The organism is Pseudoalteromonas sp. ECSMB14103 (genome assembly GCF_000813065.1).
Taxonomy (GTDB): Bacteria; Pseudomonadota; Gammaproteobacteria; order Enterobacterales; family Alteromonadaceae; genus Pseudoalteromonas; species Pseudoalteromonas marina.
In genome coordinates, this window is sequence record NZ_JWGY01000001.1 from 1,036,392 (window position 1) to 1,056,822 (window position 20,431).

The following is a 20,431-nucleotide window of genomic DNA, read 5'->3' on the forward strand; positions in this document are numbered from 1 at the left end:
GCTACACCGTGTTTAGCCAGTGTAGCATAGGTTGGAAGCTGCGTTATATGGTTCGGGTTGCGATACTGGGCGAAATATTTGCAGCACGTTTAGCTGGGCCAAATACAGCCAAAAGACTCATTATAAAAACCATAACGGCAGTCGCTACAACATAGCCTAAGGGTAGTGCAGCTATTGAAAAGTGTTGCATTAGCAATTGCCCAAGTATGAGAGCAGCAATGACGCCTAAAACTAATCCAGCAATGCAAATCAATGCATTTTCAACTAAAAAATAATTAACAATTGCAGATTTACGAGCGCCCAAAGCACGACGGGTTCCAATTTGTTTGGTGCGCTTACTTATATTAAATAAGGTTAAGCCAAAGATCCCTAAAGCGGTGACAAGTAAAAGTATAGTAATAAGCACAACTAACATACGCATCATCAATGTGTCTTCAGCCATATATTGCGCTTTGTCTTGATCTAAACCACGAATTCGAATAATCACACGCTTGTTATAATTTTTAAGCATAGCGTCTTCAATCTGTTTAGCTATGTCTGCACGCTCGTTGGACGCAGTGCGAACTAAAAAGTTGCCAGATATATTGGGATTAATGTAAGGAATTAATGCGATATTATTTGGGCGGCTGTCTTTTAACCAAGGCCCTTTTGCATGCTTAATTACACCAACAACTTTCAGTGGAATATCACCAAGAAAAATCGTTTTTCCTAAGCCCTCTTCATCAGGAAAAAGCTCATTGAGTAATGCTTGAGTGACAATTGTCACATTGGCTCGTTGATCATTATCGTTAGTGACAACGATTTCATTTTGAGTAAAATTTCGTCCTGCAACAAGCTCAACGCCAAGTGTATTAATTGCATGGTCATCCGTAAAAAAGTAAGCCGTTCTTGCTGAAAGCCCTGGCTCTGGTGCAGAGTTAATACTGAAGTCAGATGAGCTGCCACTACCTGATAACGGTATGTTATTAATATATATGGCGTCTTTAACGCCGGGTAAAGCTCGAAGCATGGCTTCATCAAGTTCAAATTGCTGATGGCTTTGAACATCTTTACCAAAATGCATGACATGAAAAGCAAGTATTTCATCTTCCGGGTAGCCAGTTTCTTGGTTAAGGTAGGTTACTCTGTCTTGAATTATAAATGCTGCGTTACTAACAATTGCAGTGGTAATTGCTATTTGTATAAGTAGCAAAATTGCACCCACCTTAGATCGACACAGCGCATGAAAAATAGGTTTAATTTCTAATATCATTGTGTTCGTCCTTATTGGCTTTTTAGATAAATGGCAGGGTTGGTTTTACATACCAGCCAAGCAGGATAAAGCCCGGCAATTACACAAGTACTGATTGCAATAAGTGGGGCGCTTAGTAACATACTTAAATCCATAGTCGCTAAGCTTTCGTAATAACTGTAGCTCTGACGAACACCCAATAGGCCAAACTGCGCAAATACAATCCCAAGTAGCCCGCCCAAAAGCCCTAACATAGCGACTTCAATGATATGCTGCATAAAAATTTGTCGCTTATTAGCACCAAGTGCACGGCGTACACCTACCTCTGGCGCTCGACGTAAAAATTTGGCAAGTAATAAGCCAAGTATATTAGCCAAACACACAGCCAAAAACATAAAACTTAGAGCCACTAAAATTTTGTTATCTTCACTAACCACATTATTGTAAGCCATCCATTGATTAACATCTCGAAGCCCAAAAGCGAGCTCTTTACGATTAAATCGACCGAGCTTTTGCTGCTCTTGCATATAAGCTAATAAGTAATTCTCGTAATCATTTTTTTGTTGCTCGGTCGTTAATTCAACCCAGAATTGAATCCAAACCATTTCTGACTGTAATTTGGCAGTAAAACTTCGAACATCTTCATGCTTCCAACCATTAGTATTTCCCCAATTACCAAGTTGCTTTGCCTCAAGAAGGCTAAATGGCATAAAAAGTTGTTCGGGTTGGTTAAATGCACCATTGTTTAAGTCGTAATATTTGATGGTTAGTGGCCAATTTTTTGTAACGCCAATCACTTCGTAACTAGCATCGTCAAGGTAGATAACCTGACCCACTGAATTTTTGCCAGCAAATAACTTATCGTTTAACTCCTCGCTAATGACAACAACGGGCGCTGCATTGTCTTCTTGTTGCTGTGACCACTTGCTACCATGTAAAAATTCGAGGTCAAACATATTAAAAAATTCAGGAGTGGTAAGTCTTGCACTTTGACTAAACGGTTTTACTTTGTCAGAGTCTATGTAAACAGAAAAGCCACTTCGTACCATTTTTAAACGTTGAGCACCTACTTGGGATTGATAAAGATTTGCAGCATCTTGATAAGTTAGTTGAAGAGGCTGGTTATCTGACGTCCACCATGTGCTTCCATCATCCATTATCTGTAATTGCACACTAAAAAGCTGACTGCTCTTGTGTGGGATTGGATCGGCCGACATCATGTGATACACACTCAGACTAGTCATGGTGATGCCTATACCAATTGCTATGGCAAGTACCATTAAAAAGCTTACGAGTGGTGTGCGCTTAAAGCTACGCCAACTCAGATCAATATAATGAACCAGCATGAATTATACTCCTTGTGCGACTTTTATTGGCTGTGTACCTTGGTACAAAGTAAAGTCAGCAAGTTGTCCATCAACTACTTGAATGTTGCGCGGTGCACGGCGGGCTAATTCGCTGTCATGTGTCACCATTATAATTGTGGCGCCATCGCGATTTATTTGCTCAAGTAATTCCATCACTTGGCGAGCCATTAGGCTGTCTAAGTTACCGGTGGGCTCATCGGCAAGTAAAAAGCGTGGTTCGCCGGCAAGTGCGCGGGCTATAGCGACGCGTTGTTGCTGGCCGCCAGAAAGTTGTTGAGGTAAATGTTTAGCGCGGGAGGCTAAGCCTACTTGTTCTAAACATTGCTCTATTCTACGTTTACGTTCTTTTGCTTTAATACCTCTATAACGAAGAGGTACTTCAATATTTTCATAGAGGTTTAAATCTGGTATTAAATTAAAACCTTGAAAGATAAAACCAATTTTTTGATTTCGGCAATCGGCACGTTGGTTGTCGTTTAGGCTACCCACATTTACACCATCTAAAATATAATCACCTTCACTAAAGGGCTCTAACATTCCGGCAATATTTAAAAAGGTAGTTTTCCCAGAGCCGCTAGGGCCTGTGACAGCTATAAATTCGCCTTCATTTACATTTAAATTAAAGTCTCTTAATGCGTGAGTTTGAACCATTTCAGTTTGGTATACTTTACTTATGTTTTTCATTTGTAACATGGTTTTTCCTTAAATTGGCGCTGGTTGAGAGCGCTTCTAATTTAATAAAAGCGTGTCTACTTGGTTAAATTGGTTGTAGCTAGAAATTATTATTTCGTCGTTTTCATTTAAGCCGCTTAAAATTTCTACCGCGTTAATGCTGGTGGCTCCTACGGATATAGGTATACGTCTTGCAAAATTTCCGTCTATTTTATATGCAACAATGCCACCTTGTTGCATAAAAGCGCCTCGCTTTACCTGCAGCACATTTTGGCGATTGTCGAGTAAAATACGCGCGGTTAAACGTTGATTTTGGCGAATGTTATTGCTGTTGCTTGTAAAGCGAACACGTGTGGTTACTTCGCGATTATTAACTTCGGGTGATATAGCCGAGAGCACTCCCATTATTGTTTCGTTCCCTAATTTAAGCTCTACGTCCATACCTAACCCGAGTTCGTTTGCGTAACTTTCTGGCACCTGCAACTGTGCTTCAAAATGACTTAAATCAACGAGTGTCATCAGAGGCTGACTTTGCGTGACGGCTGCTTTTTGTTGCACAAGCAGATTACCAACAATGCCTGTCACTGTGGCCCGAATTGACAGCTCATTTACTTTTCTATGTAATTCATCAACGATCAGCTGCTGACGCTCTACATCACTTTTAGCAGCTTGCAATTCAAATGCGAGTGTATCTTTAGCAAGTGCCACCTCTTGCTGTGCGTGTTTATAGGTAAGCTGAGCACGTGATAAGTCGTCTATTGCTTTTTCAAGGTCTATTTGGCTTATTAAATGCTTTTTAATTGATAGTTTTGCGCGGCGATCTTCTCTTTGTGCTGCGTTTAATTCTACACTTGCCATATCGAGTGTTTTTGTAAGGGTTAAAGTGTCTCTTCTTGATTGCAGGTGTTGCCTTTTAAGTTCACCCTCTAAGCGTTGTAATACGGATTGTTGTTGTTTTAATTCATTGTTAAGTTCAGGGCTATGAAGAACAGCAAGCTCGTCGCCTTTGGTAACTGTATCGCCAGCTTTAACGTGCAAGCTTACAAAGCCTCTCTCTGGGCTGTAGATATGTGGTGCATTGGCGGCAACAATTTTTCCACTTGCGGCTACATCACGAATAAGCGTTTTAATTTCTACTTTTGCTATTTGCACCTTTTCTTGGCTAAATGATTTAGTTGCATCCGAGCCTGACATAACTCCATAAGTAGCAGCAATAATAAGTAACAACACAGCGATAATTAAAAGAAAACGTTTTTTACGGTTTGCGGGTGTTTTAACTTGTATGTCTTGAGCACTGGTATCTTTAATCATTATTCAACCCTAACTAAATGAATTTATATTTTTTTCAAACATGACATAAAGTAGTGCTGCAAAAATAGCGGCTAGTGGCGAGAGTAAAAATAAGCTTAAAGTGAACATAATTCTTCCAAATAATAATTACTAAATTACACTATACGATTAGCATGCCAAAATTTAACCTATTGATATTATTATACTTAATAATTTATTTATTAAAGTAATATGTCCGCGGACACTTTATGTGTCCGCTTCGGACACATAAAAAGCAATGTATAAAGAGTAGATACTGCGTTGCGGGTACAAGAAAACCAGTAACGTCGGCACTACAGTGAACTCAAAGTGTAAGTGTATTTTAAAGCTAAGCTACTCAGGCGATTAAATAGCGGGGGTGACATTTAAGCTTTGACTGGTTTTATTTTTCTATTTACGAATAATTAATCAAAGTAATGAGTGGTTAAATTACAGTTTTTAAGCTGAATGAAGAATAAGGAACATAATTCTACCTGTATTTATCCCTTTTATAATTCGTTAATGAAAAGGGGTAATATTATTTGCATAATCCCCACATTTTACGAATCTCTTCAATTGAATATTTATTCACTAATATCTAAGTTTACGTTTACGTAAACTGCGTTTTAAATTGGAGGTGTTTTTACAAAATGTTAAACTTGACACCAGTGTCATGAAAAAATAACGGTGAAAATACCGCTAAATGTTAATAAAAATGATAAAAAAGAAATCTTGCTATGAAGTGAGAAATATTCAAGAATGTGAATATGTATTCAAATTACTGTTGACTCTATTTGATATAGAGGCTAGTTTTGACCGGCTGTTAGCAAATCGTCGAGCAGTTCATTAACGCTAACAGTGAAGCAAGGGGAGGGGTCTATGTTATACGACTCGAAATTAGAGAAAGAAAATTGTGGCTTTGGCTTAATTGCCCAAGTTAATGGTCAGGCTAGTCACCGGCTTATTCGTACTGCTATTACTGGGTTGGATCGTATGCAACACCGTGGCGGTATTTCTGCTGATGGTAAAACAGGCGATGGCTGTGGTTTGCTTTTGCAAAAACCAGATAGTTTTTTCCGTGCTATTGCAAGTGAGCATAATTGGCACCTTGGTAAAAACTATGCAGTAGGCATGATCTTTTTAAATTCAGATCCTGTTTTAGCACAAGCTGCAAAGGAAATTCTTAGCGAAGAATTAGAAAAAGAAACGCTAAATATTTTAGGCTGGCGCGAAGTGCCTACCGACCCATCAATGCTAGGCCCAATTGCTGTGCAGCAATTACCGGGCTTTGAGCAAATTTTTGTAAGCGCACCTGAAGGTTGGCGTTCAAAAGATTTAGAACGTCGCTTATACGTAGCGCGCCGTCGTGCTGAAAAACGTTTAGCAGACGATGAATCATTTTACATTGCAAGTTTATCTGGATTAGTGACTATCTATAAAGGCCTTATGATGCCTGCAGATTTACCTAATTTTTATCTAGACTTGGCAGATATCCGTATGACCAGCGCGATTTGTGTTTTTCATCAGCGCTTTTCAACAAACACACAGCCTCGTTGGCCACTTGCTCAGCCTTTCCGCTATTTAGCGCATAATGGTGAAATTAACACCATTGAGGGTAACCGTCAGTGGGCTCGTGCTCGCTCGTATAAATTTTCGTCTCCACTTATTCCAGATTTACAAAGCGCAGCGCCGTTTGTTAATGAAACAGGCTCAGATTCGTCAAGCCTCGATAACATGCTAGAGCTATTTTTAGCCGGTGGCATGGATTTATTCCGTGCAATGCGCATGCTTGTGCCGCCTGCATGGCAAAAAAACCGTGCTATGGATGACGATTTACGTGCATTTTATGACTTTAACTCTATGCACATGGAGCCATGGGACGGTCCTGCGGGGATTGTTATGTCAGATGGCCGCTTTGCAGCCTGTAACTTAGACCGAAATGGTCTTCGTCCTGCGCGTTATGTAATCACACAAGATGGTTTTATCACTCTTGCTTCTGAAGTGGGCATTTGGGATTACACCGCCGATGAAGTAGTTGAAAAAGGCCGAGTGGGTCCGGGTGAGCTTTTAGTAATTGATACCAAATTGGGGAAAATTTGGCACTCAGACGAAATCGACCAAGATTTAAAATCTCGCCATCCTTATAAGTCGTGGCTCGAAGAAAATGTTAAGCGCTTGACTCCCTTTGAAGAATTAAAAGAGCAAGATGCAGGCAATCGTTCATTTGACGATGAAACGTTAGCCAAATATCAAAAAATGTTTGGTTATACCAATGAAGAGTTGGATAGCGTTATTCGTGTAATGGGTGAAAACGGGCAAGAAGCAACAGGCTCAATGGGTGATGACACTCCGTTTGCTGTGTTAAGCGAAGGACATCGTTCACTATACGATTATTTCCGTCAAAAGTTTGCACAAGTCACTAATCCGCCAATTGATCCTCTTCGCGAAAACCATGTTATGTCTTTGGCTACGTGTATTGGTAGCGAACAAAATGTGTTTAACGAAACTACAGGCCACGCTAAGCGCTTACAATTCGATACACCTATTTTAATGTATGCAGACATGCAGCAGCTACTAAATGCAGATGAAGCGCATTACAGCTATTGTAAAATTGATATTACTTACACTGTTGAAGAAGGCTTGGAAAACGCAGTTAAACGCATTTGCGATAAAGCAAAAGAGAAAGCAGCTGCTGGCTCTATCATGCTTATTTTAACCGATCGTAATTTTGACGATGTAAACCTACCTATCCCTGCGGCTATGGCTGTAGGTGCAGTGCAAAAGTGTTTGGTTGATAACAATTTACGCTGTGAATCAAACATCATTATTGAAACGGGTAGCGTAAGAGACCCTCATCAATTTGCAGTGTTACTTGGTTTTGGCGCAACAGCTATTTACCCATACTTAGCGTATGAGTCGTTGGTAGCGATGAGCGACAGTAAAATCATCGATAAATCTTACTGCGAGGTAACCCTTGCTTATCGTAAAGCGGTAAACAAAGGTTTATACAAAATAATGTCGAAAATGGGCATTAGTACAGTCGCTTCTTACCGTTGCTCAATGTTATTTGAGGCGGTGGGTTTATCAGATGCTGTTGTTGATATGTGTTTTAAAGGTGTGGCTAGCCGCATTAAAGGCGCATGTTTTACAGACTTTGATGACGATCAACAAAGCTTACATAAGCTTGCCTTAAGTAAACGCAAGTTACTTAGCCATGGCGGTTTATTTAAATATGTACATGGTGGTGAGTACCATGCATATAACCCAGATGTAATCCAAACACTGCAGGTAGCAGTTCGCTCTGGTGAATACAGAGATTACAACGAGTATGCAAAGCTTGTTAACAATCGACCTATTTCAACATTACGCGATATGCTGGCACTTAAATTACCAGAAAATGGAATTAGTATTGATGATGTAGAGCCTGCAGAAGCGCTTTACAAACGGTTTGACTCAGCTGCAATGAGTATTGGTGCTTTATCGCCAGAGGCTCATGAAGCACTCGCAATTGCAATGAACCGGCTGGGTGGTTGTTCAAATTCAGGTGAAGGTGGTGAAGATAAACTTCGTTACGGCACTGAGAAAAACTCACGTATTAAGCAAGTAGCTTCAGGTCGATTTGGTGTTACACCGCATTATTTACGTAGCGCAGATGTAATTCAAATCAAAGTCGCGCAGGGTGCAAAACCAGGTGAAGGCGGGCAACTTCCGGGTGAAAAAGTAACACCTTACATTGCTAAACTTCGCTATTCGGTACCTGGCGTGACGTTAATTTCACCGCCACCGCATCATGATATTTATTCTATTGAGGATCTTGCTCAGCTAATTTTCGATTTAAAGCAAGTAAATCCAAAGGCACTAGTATCAGTAAAACTTGTGTCGGAACCAGGTGTTGGCACCATAGCAACAGGTGTAGCTAAAGCATATGCTGATTTAATTACTATATCTGGCTACGACGGCGGCACAGGCGCAAGCCCGCTAACATCAGTAAAATATGCAGGCAGCCCATGGGAACTAGGTCTAGCTGAAACACAGCAAGCCCTTGTAGAAAATGGCCTTCGTCATCGTATTCGTTTGCAAACAGATGGTGGTTTAAAAACAGGTTTAGATATTATTAAAGCTGCTATTTTAGGTGCTGAAAGCTTTGGTTTTGGTACAGGTCCTATGGTGGCATTAGGGTGTAAATATCTACGTATTTGTCATCTAAATAACTGTGCGACCGGTGTTGCAACGCAAGACGAAACACTTCGTCAAAAGCATTACCACGGCTTACCTGAAATGGCGATGAACTACTTTAAGTTTATTGCACAAGAAGCGCGTGAAATCATGGCAAGCTTAGGTGTTGCAAACTTAACTGATTTAATTGGTCGTCTTGATTTACTTGAAGCAATTGAGGGCAAAACAGCCAAACAGAAAAAGATAGATTTATCTTCTGTTATTGCGCAGCCAAACAATCCAACAGGCGAAACGTTATTTTGTAGCGCGCCAAATAGCTCACATTATTTAGGCAAGCTTAACGAAAGCCTATTAGGAAAAGCGCAAGAAGCGATAGATGCTTCAAGTGGTATTTCACTTGTTAGCCGAATTTGTAATACAGACCGTTCAGTTGGTGCAATGTTATCTGGCTACATCGCTGATAAACATGGAAATCAGGGTATGGCGGCTGACCCGGTAGCAATCGAGCTCCATGGCACGGCTGGTCAATCGTTTGGTGTTTGGAACGCAGGTGGCCTTGAGATGACCCTCGTTGGTGACGCTAATGACTACGTTGGTAAAGGCATGGCTGGTGGTAAGCTAGTTATTCGTCCGCCAGTGGGTTCATCATTTGAAAGTCATAAAGCTACGATTATTGGTAATACCTGTTTATACGGTGCAACGGGCGGTAAATTGTTTGCTGCAGGGTGCGCAGGTGAGCGCTTCGCAGTTCGTAATTCAGGCGTGCAAGCAGTTGTTGAAGGCGTTGGCGATAATGGCTGTGAATACATGACCGGTGGTGTTGTGTGTGTGCTTGGTAATGTAGGTGTTAACTTTGGGGCGGGTATGACCGGTGGTTTTGCCTATGTTTTAGATGAGCGAAACGACTTTGAAAAACGCATAAACCCAGAGCTTGTCGAAGTTGTGACATTAGAAGCGTTAACGTCACACCAAGAGCACCTACGTGGATTAATTGCTGAGCATTTAGAGCTAACAGGCTCATGCAGAGCAGAAAGTATTTTAGCTAATTTTGAGCTCTACTTACCTATGTTTAAATTAGTAAAACCTAAATCAAGTGACGTAAAAAGTTTACTCGGGCATCGCGCCCGTAGTAGTGCCGAACTACGTGTTCAGGCGCAATAAGGGGGCAGTATGAGCGAAAATGTATATCAATTTATAGACGTGCAGCGTGTAGATCCACGCAAAAAGCCAATTTCGTCACGTAAAAAATCATTTGTAGAAATTTACGAACCCTTTTCAGAGAATCAGGTTAACTCTCAAGCGGATCGTTGCTTGGATTGTGGTAACCCATACTGTGAATGGAAATGTCCGGTACATAATTACATTCCACAGTGGCTTAAACTAATTCGCACAGGGCGTATATTAGAAGCTGCGGAGCTTTCTCATCGAACAAACAGTTTGCCTGAAGTATGTGGCCGTGTTTGTCCTCAAGATCGGTTGTGTGAAGGCTCATGTACGCTCGATGAAGAGTTTGGCGCGGTAACGATAGGTAACATTGAAAAATATATTACCGATACCGCGTTTAAAATGGGCTGGAAGCCAGACATGTCTTACGTAACATGGACTGATAAAAAAGTAGCTATCATTGGTGCAGGGCCCGCGGGTTTGGGTTGTGCGGATATTTTAGTTCGAAATGGTGTTAAACCTGTTGTGTTCGATCGTCACCCAGAAATTGGTGGATTACTTACATTTGGTATTCCTTCTTTCAAGCTAGAGAAAGAAGTGATGCAAAAACGCCGTGAGATTTTCACTGAAATGGGCGTAGAATTTAAGCTAAATGTTGAAGTAGGTGTAGATATCACTATGGATGATATTTTAGCCGACTATGATGCAGTATTTTTGGGCGTGGGTACGTATCAGAGTATGCGTGCTGGGCTTGAAAATGAAGATGCGCCGGGTGTTCACGATGCGCTGCCGTTTTTAATCGGTAACACTAACCGAGTTATGGGTTATGACGAAGCGAATCAAGCTTATATTGATATGGCGAATCAGAAGGTCGTTGTATTAGGAGGTGGTGATACTGCGATGGACTGTGTAAGAACGTCTATACGACAGGGTGCTGCAAAAGTAACGTGTGCGTACCGCCGTGATGAAGAAAATATGCCAGGCTCTAAGCGTGAAGTAAAAAATGCCAAAGAAGAAGGGGTTATATTTACATATAACGTTCAACCTAAAGGCATTGTGCTAGACGCTAACGGCCATGTTGCAGGCGTAAAAATGGTTAAAACTAAGCTGGGTGAGCCAGATGCGAATGGTCGTAGCCGCGCAGAAGAGGTCGCCGGTTCAGAGCATGTTATTGAAGCAACACAAGTAATTATGGCGTTTGGTTTCAAGCCACACAAAATGGACTGGTTAGAAAAGTATGATGTAGAAATAAACCACTGGGGCGGTATTAACGCACCAGAGCAAGGTGAATTTACACATCAAACAACTAACCCTAAAATATTTGCTGGTGGCGATATAGTGCGTGGTTCGGATTTAGTAGTAACCGCTATTTTTGAAGGCCGTAACGCAGCTGAAGGTATTATGGATTATTTAAAAGTTTAATTTAATATTTTCAGAAATCGACAATTTAAAAGCAAGCCAAGTGGCTTGCTTTTTTGTGTTTGAAACGAATTAGGTACCATTTATTTTTAACCATTTTATTTTCGATGATAATTTGGTTGAATGACCAAGCTATTCTCATGAATAGTTGTAAGATTCATAAACGTATAATTTGCTAAAAAAGGTACTAGTATTAATTTTACATCAGTAATACTTTAATCTTGATTTAACTGCTGAAAAAGGGGAGTATTGAGTGTTACTCAGAAAAATTGGTGATAACTTTGCTGAAAATTAACTCAATAATATAAGAAAAATAGCGCTTATTATGCATGAACATTCAAATAATCCAGAAAGAAAACTAATAGTTAGATTTTTCTCATCAATAGGCTTTATAGCAACCTTGGTGATGGGCTGCATTGCATTGACCAACAGCGATTATTTTTTATTTTTTACCTTAATATGTTCTTCGCTAATTTACGCATGGGCGCTTAGTGTTTATAAAAACCTTGAAAAGTCAGCTAGTGCTATCCTTTATAACCTTTATGCATTGATGATTTACCTTGTTTTAACTGGAGGCGCGCAGGGAACTGGTCCGATTTGGATATTCATAGTTTCGCCAGTCACATTTTCAATTAGAGGCTTAAAGCGCGGTATCGTTGATATTATTTTGTTTTTATTAGCGGTTATATTAGCTTTTTATTGCGCGCATACCTTTAGTATTTATAACTATCAACCGGATCAATTTCCCTATCGAGTTATATTTTCATTTATTATTGTCGCAATGTTGAGTGGCTTTTATGAAAACTCAAGGGAAAAATACAATCAAAAAATATTAGCACTGAGTAAAAAAAATGAACTGTTGGCGACTATTGACCCTTTAACGGGGTTACCAAACAGACGCTTTACAATGAATAAGCTTAGTGAATTTAAATTAGCGCTCATGAAGGAGCAAACACCATTTGTACTTATTTTGTGCGATGTAGACAACTTTAAAAAAGTTAACGACGAGTACGGACATAGTTTTGGTGATGAAGCGCTTATACACTTAGCTAATATTTTAAAGCAACATATTCCTAATAATGCCGTTGCATCACGCTGGGGCGGGGAAGAGTTTTTGATTGCAATTCCTAATGTATTTAACGCAAAGGGCGTAGAGATTTCAAATAAAATACATGGCGCGCTAAAACAATTTCCGGTTAATACATCTTCTGAGAGCTTGAGCTTAACGATTAGTATGGGGGTTGTTCAATCCCATGAAAGCGATTCTATAGACATTGATATCAAGCGCGCAGATGAATTGCTTTATAAAGCTAAAAAGCAAGGTAAAAATAGGACTTGCTCAAAGTAGTTTTATTATTCCATTGAGAACGAATCAAGTGTTGACTTAACTTTAGCAATACGTCTTTTTAAACTCATGTAACAAAATACATTACACAGTATTTGGGTGAGCAAAACACATGTATAACTAAAAATTAAATTATTCGAATTACCACCCTGGTAACTCATTAAATTGTAAATACTAAGAATCAGCTGAACGAATAACGTTACATTTAAAAAGCTCATTAAGTGTTTCTTAAATTGTGTGTGTTTATATCGGCTAAATAAAGTTAGCAATATACTAATTAAAACCAGTAGCCAGCTTACAATAATAAGAATTAAAGCAGTATTAGTAATCATATAAAGGCCTTGCTGAAAATTGAAACCCTAGTTGGTTATTAATTAAACCTAAATTACACATGCGCTTTTTATTAACTCTTTTGCGTTTGCTTTTGCTGTTTTACTAACATTGTCGCCGCCAAGCAACCTTGCTATTTCGTCTACTCTACCATCTTTTGTTAGTGCCAGCATATTGGTAAAGGTTTCACCTTTAGCAATTTCTTTTGCTACAAAAAATTGCTGATGCGCACTACTTGCAACCTGCGGCAAATGGGTAACACAGATCACCTGAGTCGATTTACCAAGTTGCCTTAATAACTTTCCAACAGCAGAGGCTGTAGGTCCAGAAATACCTACGTCTACTTCATCAAATATCAATGTTGGTGTTGTTACTTTTTGGGCAATAATAACCTGAATAGCTAAGCTAATACGCGAAAGCTCACCACCAGACGCCACCTTAGCCAAAGGCTGAAGAGGCTGCCCTGGGTTGGTCGATACTAAAAACGAAACGCTATCTTGCCCTAAAAGATTGGGGGCTCGTTCAGGATCTTCAGTAAGCGATATTTCAAATACACCATTTTCCATAGATAAATTTGCCATACTTTCGCTTATTAGGGTATTTAAGGTATTAGCATAACTTCTGCGGCTAACGCTTAATGCTTCACTTGCTTGCTTGTAGTCAAGCAATGCATCGTTTATTTCAGAGTCGAGTTGCTCCAAGCGGAAACTATTATTACTAATTGACTCGAGTTCTTTTGAAATTGACTGATGAAATTCAACTAATGCTTGCGGTTTTATATGGTGCTTACGAGCTAAGTCCATTGCGCCGCTTAACCTGTTCTCTATTTCTGTTAAACGGGCAGGGTCTAAATCAACTTGTTCCGTATAATTGCGAATTTCTCGGCTAGCTTCTTCTACTTGAACAGCCGCTTCTTCTAGCATTGCTGCCACACTTGCTAAGCTTTCATCATATTGTGCTAAATCTGCAAACTGTTGTGCGCTGTGCTGTAAAACAGAACACGCACTTTGTTCTTCACCTTCATATAGGTATTGCAGCTCTTTTTGACATGACTCTAAAATGGTTTGGCTATTACTTAGCTTGTAGTGTTCGGCTTCAATTTGTTCAAACTCACCGTCTTGTAACGCAAACTCGTCAAGTTCTGCCACTTGGTATTCTAGTAGCTGTTTTTGAGCGGCTTGTTGTAATTGCTGTTGCTCAAGTTGTTTAAATTCTTTTTGAAGGTTGGCGAATTGTTTATAACTTTCAGTTACTTTTGCAACCAAGTCTTGATGCCCAGCATATGCATCAAGTAGTTGTAATTGATGTTCAGCTTTTAAAAGGTGTTGATGAGCGTGTTGTCCATGTATAGAAATTAAATACTGGCCAAGTTCTTTGAGCTGAGATGCAGTTACTGAGCTGCCATTAATATAGCTTTTACTGCGACCATTTTTGCAAACAACGCGTCTAAGTAAGCAATCGTTATCAGTACTGGTCAGAAAATGTTGTTCTAAAAAAGCCTGAGCGAGCGGGAGTGCGCTTATATCAAATTGAGCACATACTTCAGCTTTGTTTGCAGAAGGTCTTACAGCAGAGGCTTCAGCGCGCTCGCCTAAACACAATGAAAGTGCATCAATGGCAATCGATTTACCCGCGCCGGTTTCACCCGTGATCGCCGTCATGCCGTTATGCCATTCAGTGCTTAAGTTACTTACAATTGCAAAGTTTTTAATTTCTAAACCAACTAACATACTGTTTATCCATCCAGTTAATTAACTGGTAATTTATACAGTGTTTAGCTTTTTTGCAAATTAATTTTTTATTATTTAGGCAATATTAACATGTTGATTGAGTTGGTTGTTTGGGTCTAGATTTTCTGGAATGTATTCATTTTCTTCATTATCAAGGGGTTGTAGCAAGTCGTTGGTTTTAATTAATTCGATAAGGTTTGGTAACGCCTCTGAGTAAAACGTTTTGTTATACGAAATACCTTGCTGTGGAAGTTCAGACACAAAATACTGGATATTTTCTTCCAAGCTTTGGCCATTGCCTATTTGGTTCGCTTTAGTCAATTCGTTAGATAAAGTATTGATTAATAGATCAGATACATCTTCAAGGGTTTGTAAATTCTCGTCAGTATGCTTTTGAACTACAAAAAAGTTGGAAACGATTGCTTGAATTCGAGGTGCGTATTTAGGGCGAAGAATTTTCGCTTCTACTAGCTCATTTAATTTTGACTTTAGACGGGCGCCAACTTGTGATACACGTTCGTTAAATTGCTTTTTTTGAGCTTCAATTGCTTTGCGACGATTGCTTTCTATTTTTAAGTAGGTTGCTAGAAGTGTAATTAACAGTAGCAAGGCAAAAAAAACGACATATGTCATTGCTATTTGTTCCTAAAAATTGGTGTATTATTGTTGTAATCTGCATTTTGCGCTAAAGACAACGCTTTAGCAATAAAATTAGTATAAACGACTGCCCCAATTTAATTTCGTACGTAAAACGTTGTAGTAAGAGTAGTTTTTTGGATGAATTAACCGCAATTTTTTATCTGCTTTTTTAATGACGACTTCATCACCAGGTAAAACGGCAAGCACAACGTGGCTGTCGCAGCTGACTTGCAAGCTGTCTGTATTGTCTAAACTAAGTTTTAGCCTCACTTCGTTATCGGCATCTACCACTAATGGCCTGCTTGATAACGTGTGCGGAAACATAGGCACCAAAGATATTGCATTTAGTTCAGGCGTTAATATTGGACCGCCACCAGAAAGTGAGTAAGCAGTTGATCCTGTTGGCGTAGATACAATTAGCCCATCAGAGCGCTGAGAGAATACAAAGTCGCTATTTATAAATGCCTCAAACTCAATCATATGAGCCACTTTATCTGCATGTAATACGGCTTCGTTTACCGCTAAATTGGCACTTTTTAGTTCATTGTGGCGATAAACTTCTACTTCCAATAAAAAGCGATTTTCTTCAATATACTCACCACTTAGAACGTGCTCTAGGCTAGCTTCAAAACCTTCAGGGTTTAAGTCGGTTAAAAAACCAAGGTTACCTCGGTTAACGCCAATTACAGCAATGTTAAAACGAGCAAGCACGCGCGCAGCTCCTAACATGTTTCCGTCACCGCCAACCACAATTGCAAGGTCGGCTTGCTCTCCTAAATCAACCAGTTTAACAAGGTTTTCTTTGGGTACATCGACTAACTGTCCGCCAGTGCGCTTTTCAACAATCACTTCAAAACCAAGTGCCAGTAGAAATGTATGCAAACGCTGCAAAGTGGCAGCCGCTTTTGGGTGGTTTGGTTTGCCAATAAGGCCAATAGTATTGAAAGGTGAGTTCATAATCTGCACACTAAAAGTTTTGATATTGGTAGAGTAACTCAAAAGCAAAGTGTTTGAAAATACAGATCTTACCTAAATGAGTATGATTCAATTTAGTTTAAAATAAATTTGTTTTATATTGTTCAACAAGGGGGAAATGACTTGAAATAGCAGCAAATGCCCCGATATACCTTTCATGCAACAAGATGTAGATATCATGAAATTAAATCCACGCGATCAGCAAATATTTTCAGCTGTAATGAACATGTACTGTAACGGTGAGGGATTGCCCGTTCCATCAACAAAAATTGCCAAGCTAAAAAGCATGGCTGTGTGTTCAGCAACCGTTCGTAATGCAATGGCCCGTCTTGAAAAAGTAGGTTTATTGTATTCCCCCCACACTTCTGCTGGACGAGTACCTACAGATGAAGGGTTTAATTATTGGTTTGATGAGTTTTTTCCATTATCAGATATTGCTAGTTACTGGGAGCCAGAACAGGCACAGCTAGTTGAATTGGCACATGGCTTGAGTCAAAAGTATCAGGTGTGCTGTTGTGTTGGTTTACCGCAAGTGAGCTCACAGCATGTATTTAGAGTTGAAGTACTTGATTTTGATTCTACCGATTGGCTTATTTTATTAATAGATCGCGCAGGCCAAAGCCATAATATTTGCATTGATAAACCACATGATGCTTCAGATACGGTTCGTTACCAGTTTGCAACGTGGTTAAATACAGTATTTAGCCAACAAACATTGATGGAAGGCTTGTATAGAATGCAAGCAATGGCAAACACAGCGCCTAAAAACTGTCATGACTCACTTACTCAATGGACACGACAGCTAAGTCAAAAGTTAGGTTCAGATAATAGTATAGTTGTGGGTGAAAACTACCTTTATAAAAAAATAAATTGTGAGCAAAGCCTAAATATAGGCGTGTCATTTCTAAATTTTGTTGAAGATGCACTGGCATTTAAAAATGGTGTTTCGGTGATCAGCGGTAAAAAACTTCCGTTTAGTGAATGTAACGATCTAATAACCATCAGCGTTCCTTACTTTCAAAACCAAGAATATCAAAGCCGCTTTTGTATAATCTGCCCAAAATCAGCGCAAATAGAACAAATAATCCAAGAATTTAAATTAATTGAGTCATCGAACTCTTGAATCTTTTTATTCAATCCCCATAATTACCGCAATTGAAAAGAATTGGAGCATGTATTTTATGTCTGAGCAGACACAAAACCCAGAGCAAGAAGTAGAACTAAACGAAGAAATTGAACAAATGCAAGCAGATGTAGAAGCAGCCGTGGATGCCGCTGAACAACATGCAGAAGAACAAAGCCCTGAAGCTGAAATTGCGATGCTTTACGCAGAGCTAGAAGCTGCTAAGCAAACTATTGCAGACCAAAAAGACGGTGTGATCCGTGCAGCTGCTGACGTTGACAACATTCGCCGTCGTGCTGCACAAGATGTAGAAAAAGCACACAAATTTGCACTTGAAAAGTTTGCTAACGAATTACTTCCTGTGATTGATAATCTTGAGCGCGCTATTGAGTTTTCTGATAAAGAAAACGAAACGTTAAAGCCGTTGCTTGAAGGTATTGATATGACGGTTAAAAGCTTTAACGATGCTGTTGCTAAATTCGGTGTTGAAATTGTTAACCCACAAGGCGAGCAATTTAACCCAGAGTTCCATCAAGCTATGTCAATTCAGCCAAGCAACGATGTAACACCAAACACTGTGCTTGCTGTTATGCAAAAAGGCTACACATTAAATGGACGTTTATTACGCCCGGCAATGGTTATGGTTTCAAAAGCGGCTGACGCTTAATTTAGCCGTTTAACACTTTAAAAATGCCTCAAATTGAGGCATTTTTTTTGTCTTTTTTAAAATGAATTATTTGCACTAATATCGTCAGTAGTACAGCGCTAAACATGAGGCTCGAAAACGGCACAGAGCTTTGAGCATGCATAACAGCAAGAATGGGGCCTACCAAGGCACCGCTGCCAAACCTAAGCGTACCAATAACGGCAGTAGCCGTGCCGGTGTTTTTTTCAAACTTCATGAGTATTAACGAATCTGCATTACTGGCAGTGACCCCTAAACTCATCATTAATGGTGCAATTGCTGCCACTATATAATAAAGCGATAAATGTAAAATACTAAAAGTTAAAAGGCAAAATCCTGAAATAAAACCGCATACCAATCCAATATGTAACATTTTGCGTGAACCAATACGCGGCACAATTCGTGTGTTTAAAAAGTTACCAAACATTAATGCCATCACATTAAAGGCAAATAATATCCCAAACAGTTGCTCCGACACTTTGTATAAGTCTAAATAAATAAAAGGCACTGAGGTTAAAAAGCAAAAAAAGCCAAACGATACAAACATTGAGCTTAAAATATCGGCGCGTGCATCGGTATTACTCAAAACAGTTTTATAACTATCAAAAAATAAGGCTAACCCTTTTTTTTCGCTGGTATGAATAGGTATATCAATTAAATATACTTGCACAAACACAAGTATTATAAAGCTGTAAGCTGCTAATACTAAAAATATGGTAGACCAAACAGAAAGCCCTAAAATAAAAGAGCCTACAGACGGTGCTATTAATGGTGCAACCATCATGATCATCGATACATACGACATACCTTTTGCCGTATTTTGCTGATAGATATGCCTAATGATTCCTGGCACGACCACCGTAGCAGCAGCACCAGTGAACGCTTGTATTGCCCTTAGTGCCCAAAAAGTATGAATTTCTGTTGTGAATGCTAACGCAGTAGAGGTTAAACCAAATAATGTTAAACCAATTTTAGCCAGTTTCCGGCGGCCAATTTGATCCGCTATAGGGCCAAAAAATAACATGCCCAATGAGTAACCTGCTAGATATATACTTAGCGATATTTGTACATTTGGCATACTAGTTTGTAAATTGTTCGCAATAACCAACATTGCGGGCAAATACATATCAATTGCAAGGGGTGTAATAGCGACAATACTTGCCAATAAAGGTAATAAAATACGGGTATTAAAAGACGTAGACGAGGCGCCCATACATAAACTCAAGGTAACTAAAACAAGGGCTATAGTGTAGCAGGGCATTGTATATGTATAAACGTAGTTTAGCCGGAACGTTACTTACTTCACCACAAAGTACTTACCTTAAACCAATGATTTTAAACTGGCACTGTGTTTGCTATCCTACTTGCAGTATAAATGACTTAAGGTAATACAATGAAAAAATTGGTATTGGCACTAGTAGCAACGGCTGTTTTAGCCGGGTGTAAAACATCGCCAACAGGGCGTACTCAAATAGCGCTTTATTCGGATCAGCAAATGAGCGAAATGGGTACAGCTAGCTTTGCTGACATGAAAAAAAATCAGCCAATTAATAAAAATCCAAAAACCAATACATATGTAAATTGTATTGCTGAAAAAGTAATTGCCGTTTTACCTAATGAGTATGCGTCTCAAAACTGGGAAGTGGTGGTATTTGAAGATGATTCAGCAAATGCATTTGCTTTGCCTGGCGGTTACATTGGAGTTCATACCGGGTTACTAAAAATAGCGACTAATCAAGATCAAGTCGCCACCGTTTTAGGGCATGAAGTAGGACACGTAATTGCAGAACACTCTAATGAACGTGTATCACAAAGCTCGTTGTTAAGTACGGGAATGCAATTGGGTAGTGTTGCGCTTGAAATGGGTAACGTGCAGTACCGTAATGAAATTATGCAAGGACTCGGATTAGGCGCTCAATATGGTGTGGTTTTACCGTTTAGCCGTTCTCATGAATCTGAGGCCGACACCATTGGTCTTGATTTAATGGCAAAAGCGGGTTTTAACCCAAAAGAGTCGGTTACGCTTTGGGAAAACATGAGTAAAGCGGGAAGCGGTGCAACGCCTGAATTTTTGTCTACCCACCCAGCACCAACGAGTCGTATTAATAATTTGCAGTCGCAAATGACAAAAGCACTAAGTGAGCAAAGTACTGCAAACTCACAAGGAAAAAGGCCACAGTGCTCACTTTAGTTGAGCTCTTAACAGTATAAAGCAGTGGCGTATAGTGTTGATGCGCTAATAAAATAAAACCCCTGAATGTAAATAC

Annotated in this window: 14 protein-coding genes; 6 read left to right on the forward strand and 8 right to left on the reverse strand. The window is 39.6% G+C overall.

The window, feature by feature from the left end; translation table 11 throughout:
* Positions 1-43 precede the first annotated feature (43 nt).
* From RF53_RS04900 to RF53_RS04915, 4 genes are read right to left on the reverse strand one after another with little or no spacing between them, the layout of a single operon-like run.
* The gene (locus RF53_RS04900) at positions 44-1,252 is read right to left on the reverse strand and encodes an ABC transporter permease (protein WP_039036756.1); all 1,209 of its coding nucleotides are present in this window, start codon (positions 1,250-1,252) and stop codon (positions 44-46) included.
* Between the two features lie 11 nt (positions 1,253-1,263).
* Positions 1,264-2,577, reverse strand: a complete 1,314-nt coding sequence (locus tag RF53_RS04905; RefSeq protein ID WP_039036757.1) for an ABC transporter permease — start codon at positions 2,575-2,577, stop codon at positions 1,264-1,266.
* Between the two features lie 3 nt (positions 2,578-2,580).
* Positions 2,581-3,291: an ABC transporter ATP-binding protein gene (locus RF53_RS04910; RefSeq protein WP_006792414.1), complete on the reverse strand. Its 711-nt coding sequence runs from the start codon at positions 3,289-3,291 to the stop codon at positions 2,581-2,583.
* 36 nt (positions 3,292-3,327) lie between these two features.
* The gene (locus RF53_RS04915) at positions 3,328-4,581 is read right to left on the reverse strand and encodes an efflux RND transporter periplasmic adaptor subunit (RefSeq protein WP_039036758.1); all 1,254 of its coding nucleotides are present in this window, start codon (positions 4,579-4,581) and stop codon (positions 3,328-3,330) included.
* 876 nt (positions 4,582-5,457) lie between these two features.
* On the opposite strand from RF53_RS04915, the gene gltB reads away from it, so the two are divergent.
* The 3 genes from gltB (at position 5,458) to RF53_RS04930 (ending at position 12,685) form a co-directional block, all read left to right on the forward strand.
* Positions 5,458-9,915, forward strand: coding sequence for a glutamate synthase large subunit (gltB, locus tag RF53_RS04920; RefSeq protein ID WP_039036759.1), 4,458 nt, complete (start codon positions 5,458-5,460; stop codon positions 9,913-9,915).
* Between the two features lie 9 nt (positions 9,916-9,924).
* Entirely contained in the window at positions 9,925-11,340 is a 1,416-nt protein-coding gene (locus tag RF53_RS04925; protein ID WP_006792417.1) for an FAD-dependent oxidoreductase, read from the forward strand.
* Positions 11,341-11,662: 322 nt separating this feature from the next.
* Positions 11,663-12,685 carry a GGDEF domain-containing protein gene (locus RF53_RS04930; RefSeq protein WP_235420597.1) on the forward strand — a complete coding sequence of 341 codons (1,023 nt, stop codon included), beginning with the start codon at positions 11,663-11,665 and terminating at the stop codon, positions 12,683-12,685.
* A gap of 377 nt (positions 12,686-13,062) precedes the next feature.
* On the opposite strand, the gene recN is transcribed toward RF53_RS04930, so the two are convergent.
* The 3 genes from recN to nadK all read right to left on the reverse strand — a co-directional run bounded on the left by recN (position 13,063) and on the right by nadK (position 16,338).
* Positions 13,063-14,742, reverse strand: coding sequence for a DNA repair protein RecN (recN, locus tag RF53_RS04940; protein WP_039036762.1), 1,680 nt, complete (start codon positions 14,740-14,742; stop codon positions 13,063-13,065).
* A 75-nt stretch (positions 14,743-14,817) separates the two neighbouring features.
* Positions 14,818-15,375, reverse strand: coding sequence for a hypothetical protein (locus RF53_RS04945; protein ID WP_039036763.1), 558 nt, complete (start codon positions 15,373-15,375; stop codon positions 14,818-14,820).
* Between the two features lie 78 nt (positions 15,376-15,453).
* On the reverse strand, positions 15,454-16,338 hold the full coding sequence (nadK, locus tag RF53_RS04950; RefSeq protein ID WP_010557611.1) for an NAD(+) kinase: 885 nt from the start codon (positions 16,336-16,338) through the stop codon (positions 15,454-15,456).
* Positions 16,339-16,513: 175 nt separating this feature from the next.
* On the opposite strand from nadK, the gene RF53_RS04955 reads away from it, so the two are divergent.
* Together RF53_RS04955 and grpE are read left to right on the forward strand one after the other, a co-directional pair.
* Entirely contained in the window at positions 16,514-17,479 is a 966-nt protein-coding gene (locus tag RF53_RS04955) for an HrcA family transcriptional regulator (RefSeq protein ID WP_006792423.1), read from the forward strand.
* Between the two features lie 58 nt (positions 17,480-17,537).
* Positions 17,538-18,146 carry a nucleotide exchange factor GrpE gene (gene grpE, locus RF53_RS04960; protein WP_008132071.1) on the forward strand — a complete coding sequence of 203 codons (609 nt, stop codon included), beginning with the start codon at positions 17,538-17,540 and terminating at the stop codon, positions 18,144-18,146.
* A gap of 28 nt (positions 18,147-18,174) precedes the next feature.
* On the opposite strand, the gene RF53_RS04965 is transcribed toward grpE, so the two are convergent.
* Complete coding sequence (locus RF53_RS04965; protein WP_039036764.1) at positions 18,175-19,377, reverse strand: multidrug effflux MFS transporter; 1,203 nt, start codon at positions 19,375-19,377, stop codon at positions 18,175-18,177.
* 180 nt (positions 19,378-19,557) lie between these two features.
* Here RF53_RS04965 and RF53_RS04970 point away from each other — a divergent pair, with 180 nt between their 5' ends.
* Entirely contained in the window at positions 19,558-20,355 is a 798-nt protein-coding gene (locus RF53_RS04970; RefSeq protein WP_006792426.1) for a M48 family metallopeptidase, read from the forward strand.
* Positions 20,356-20,431: the final 76 nt, after the last annotated feature.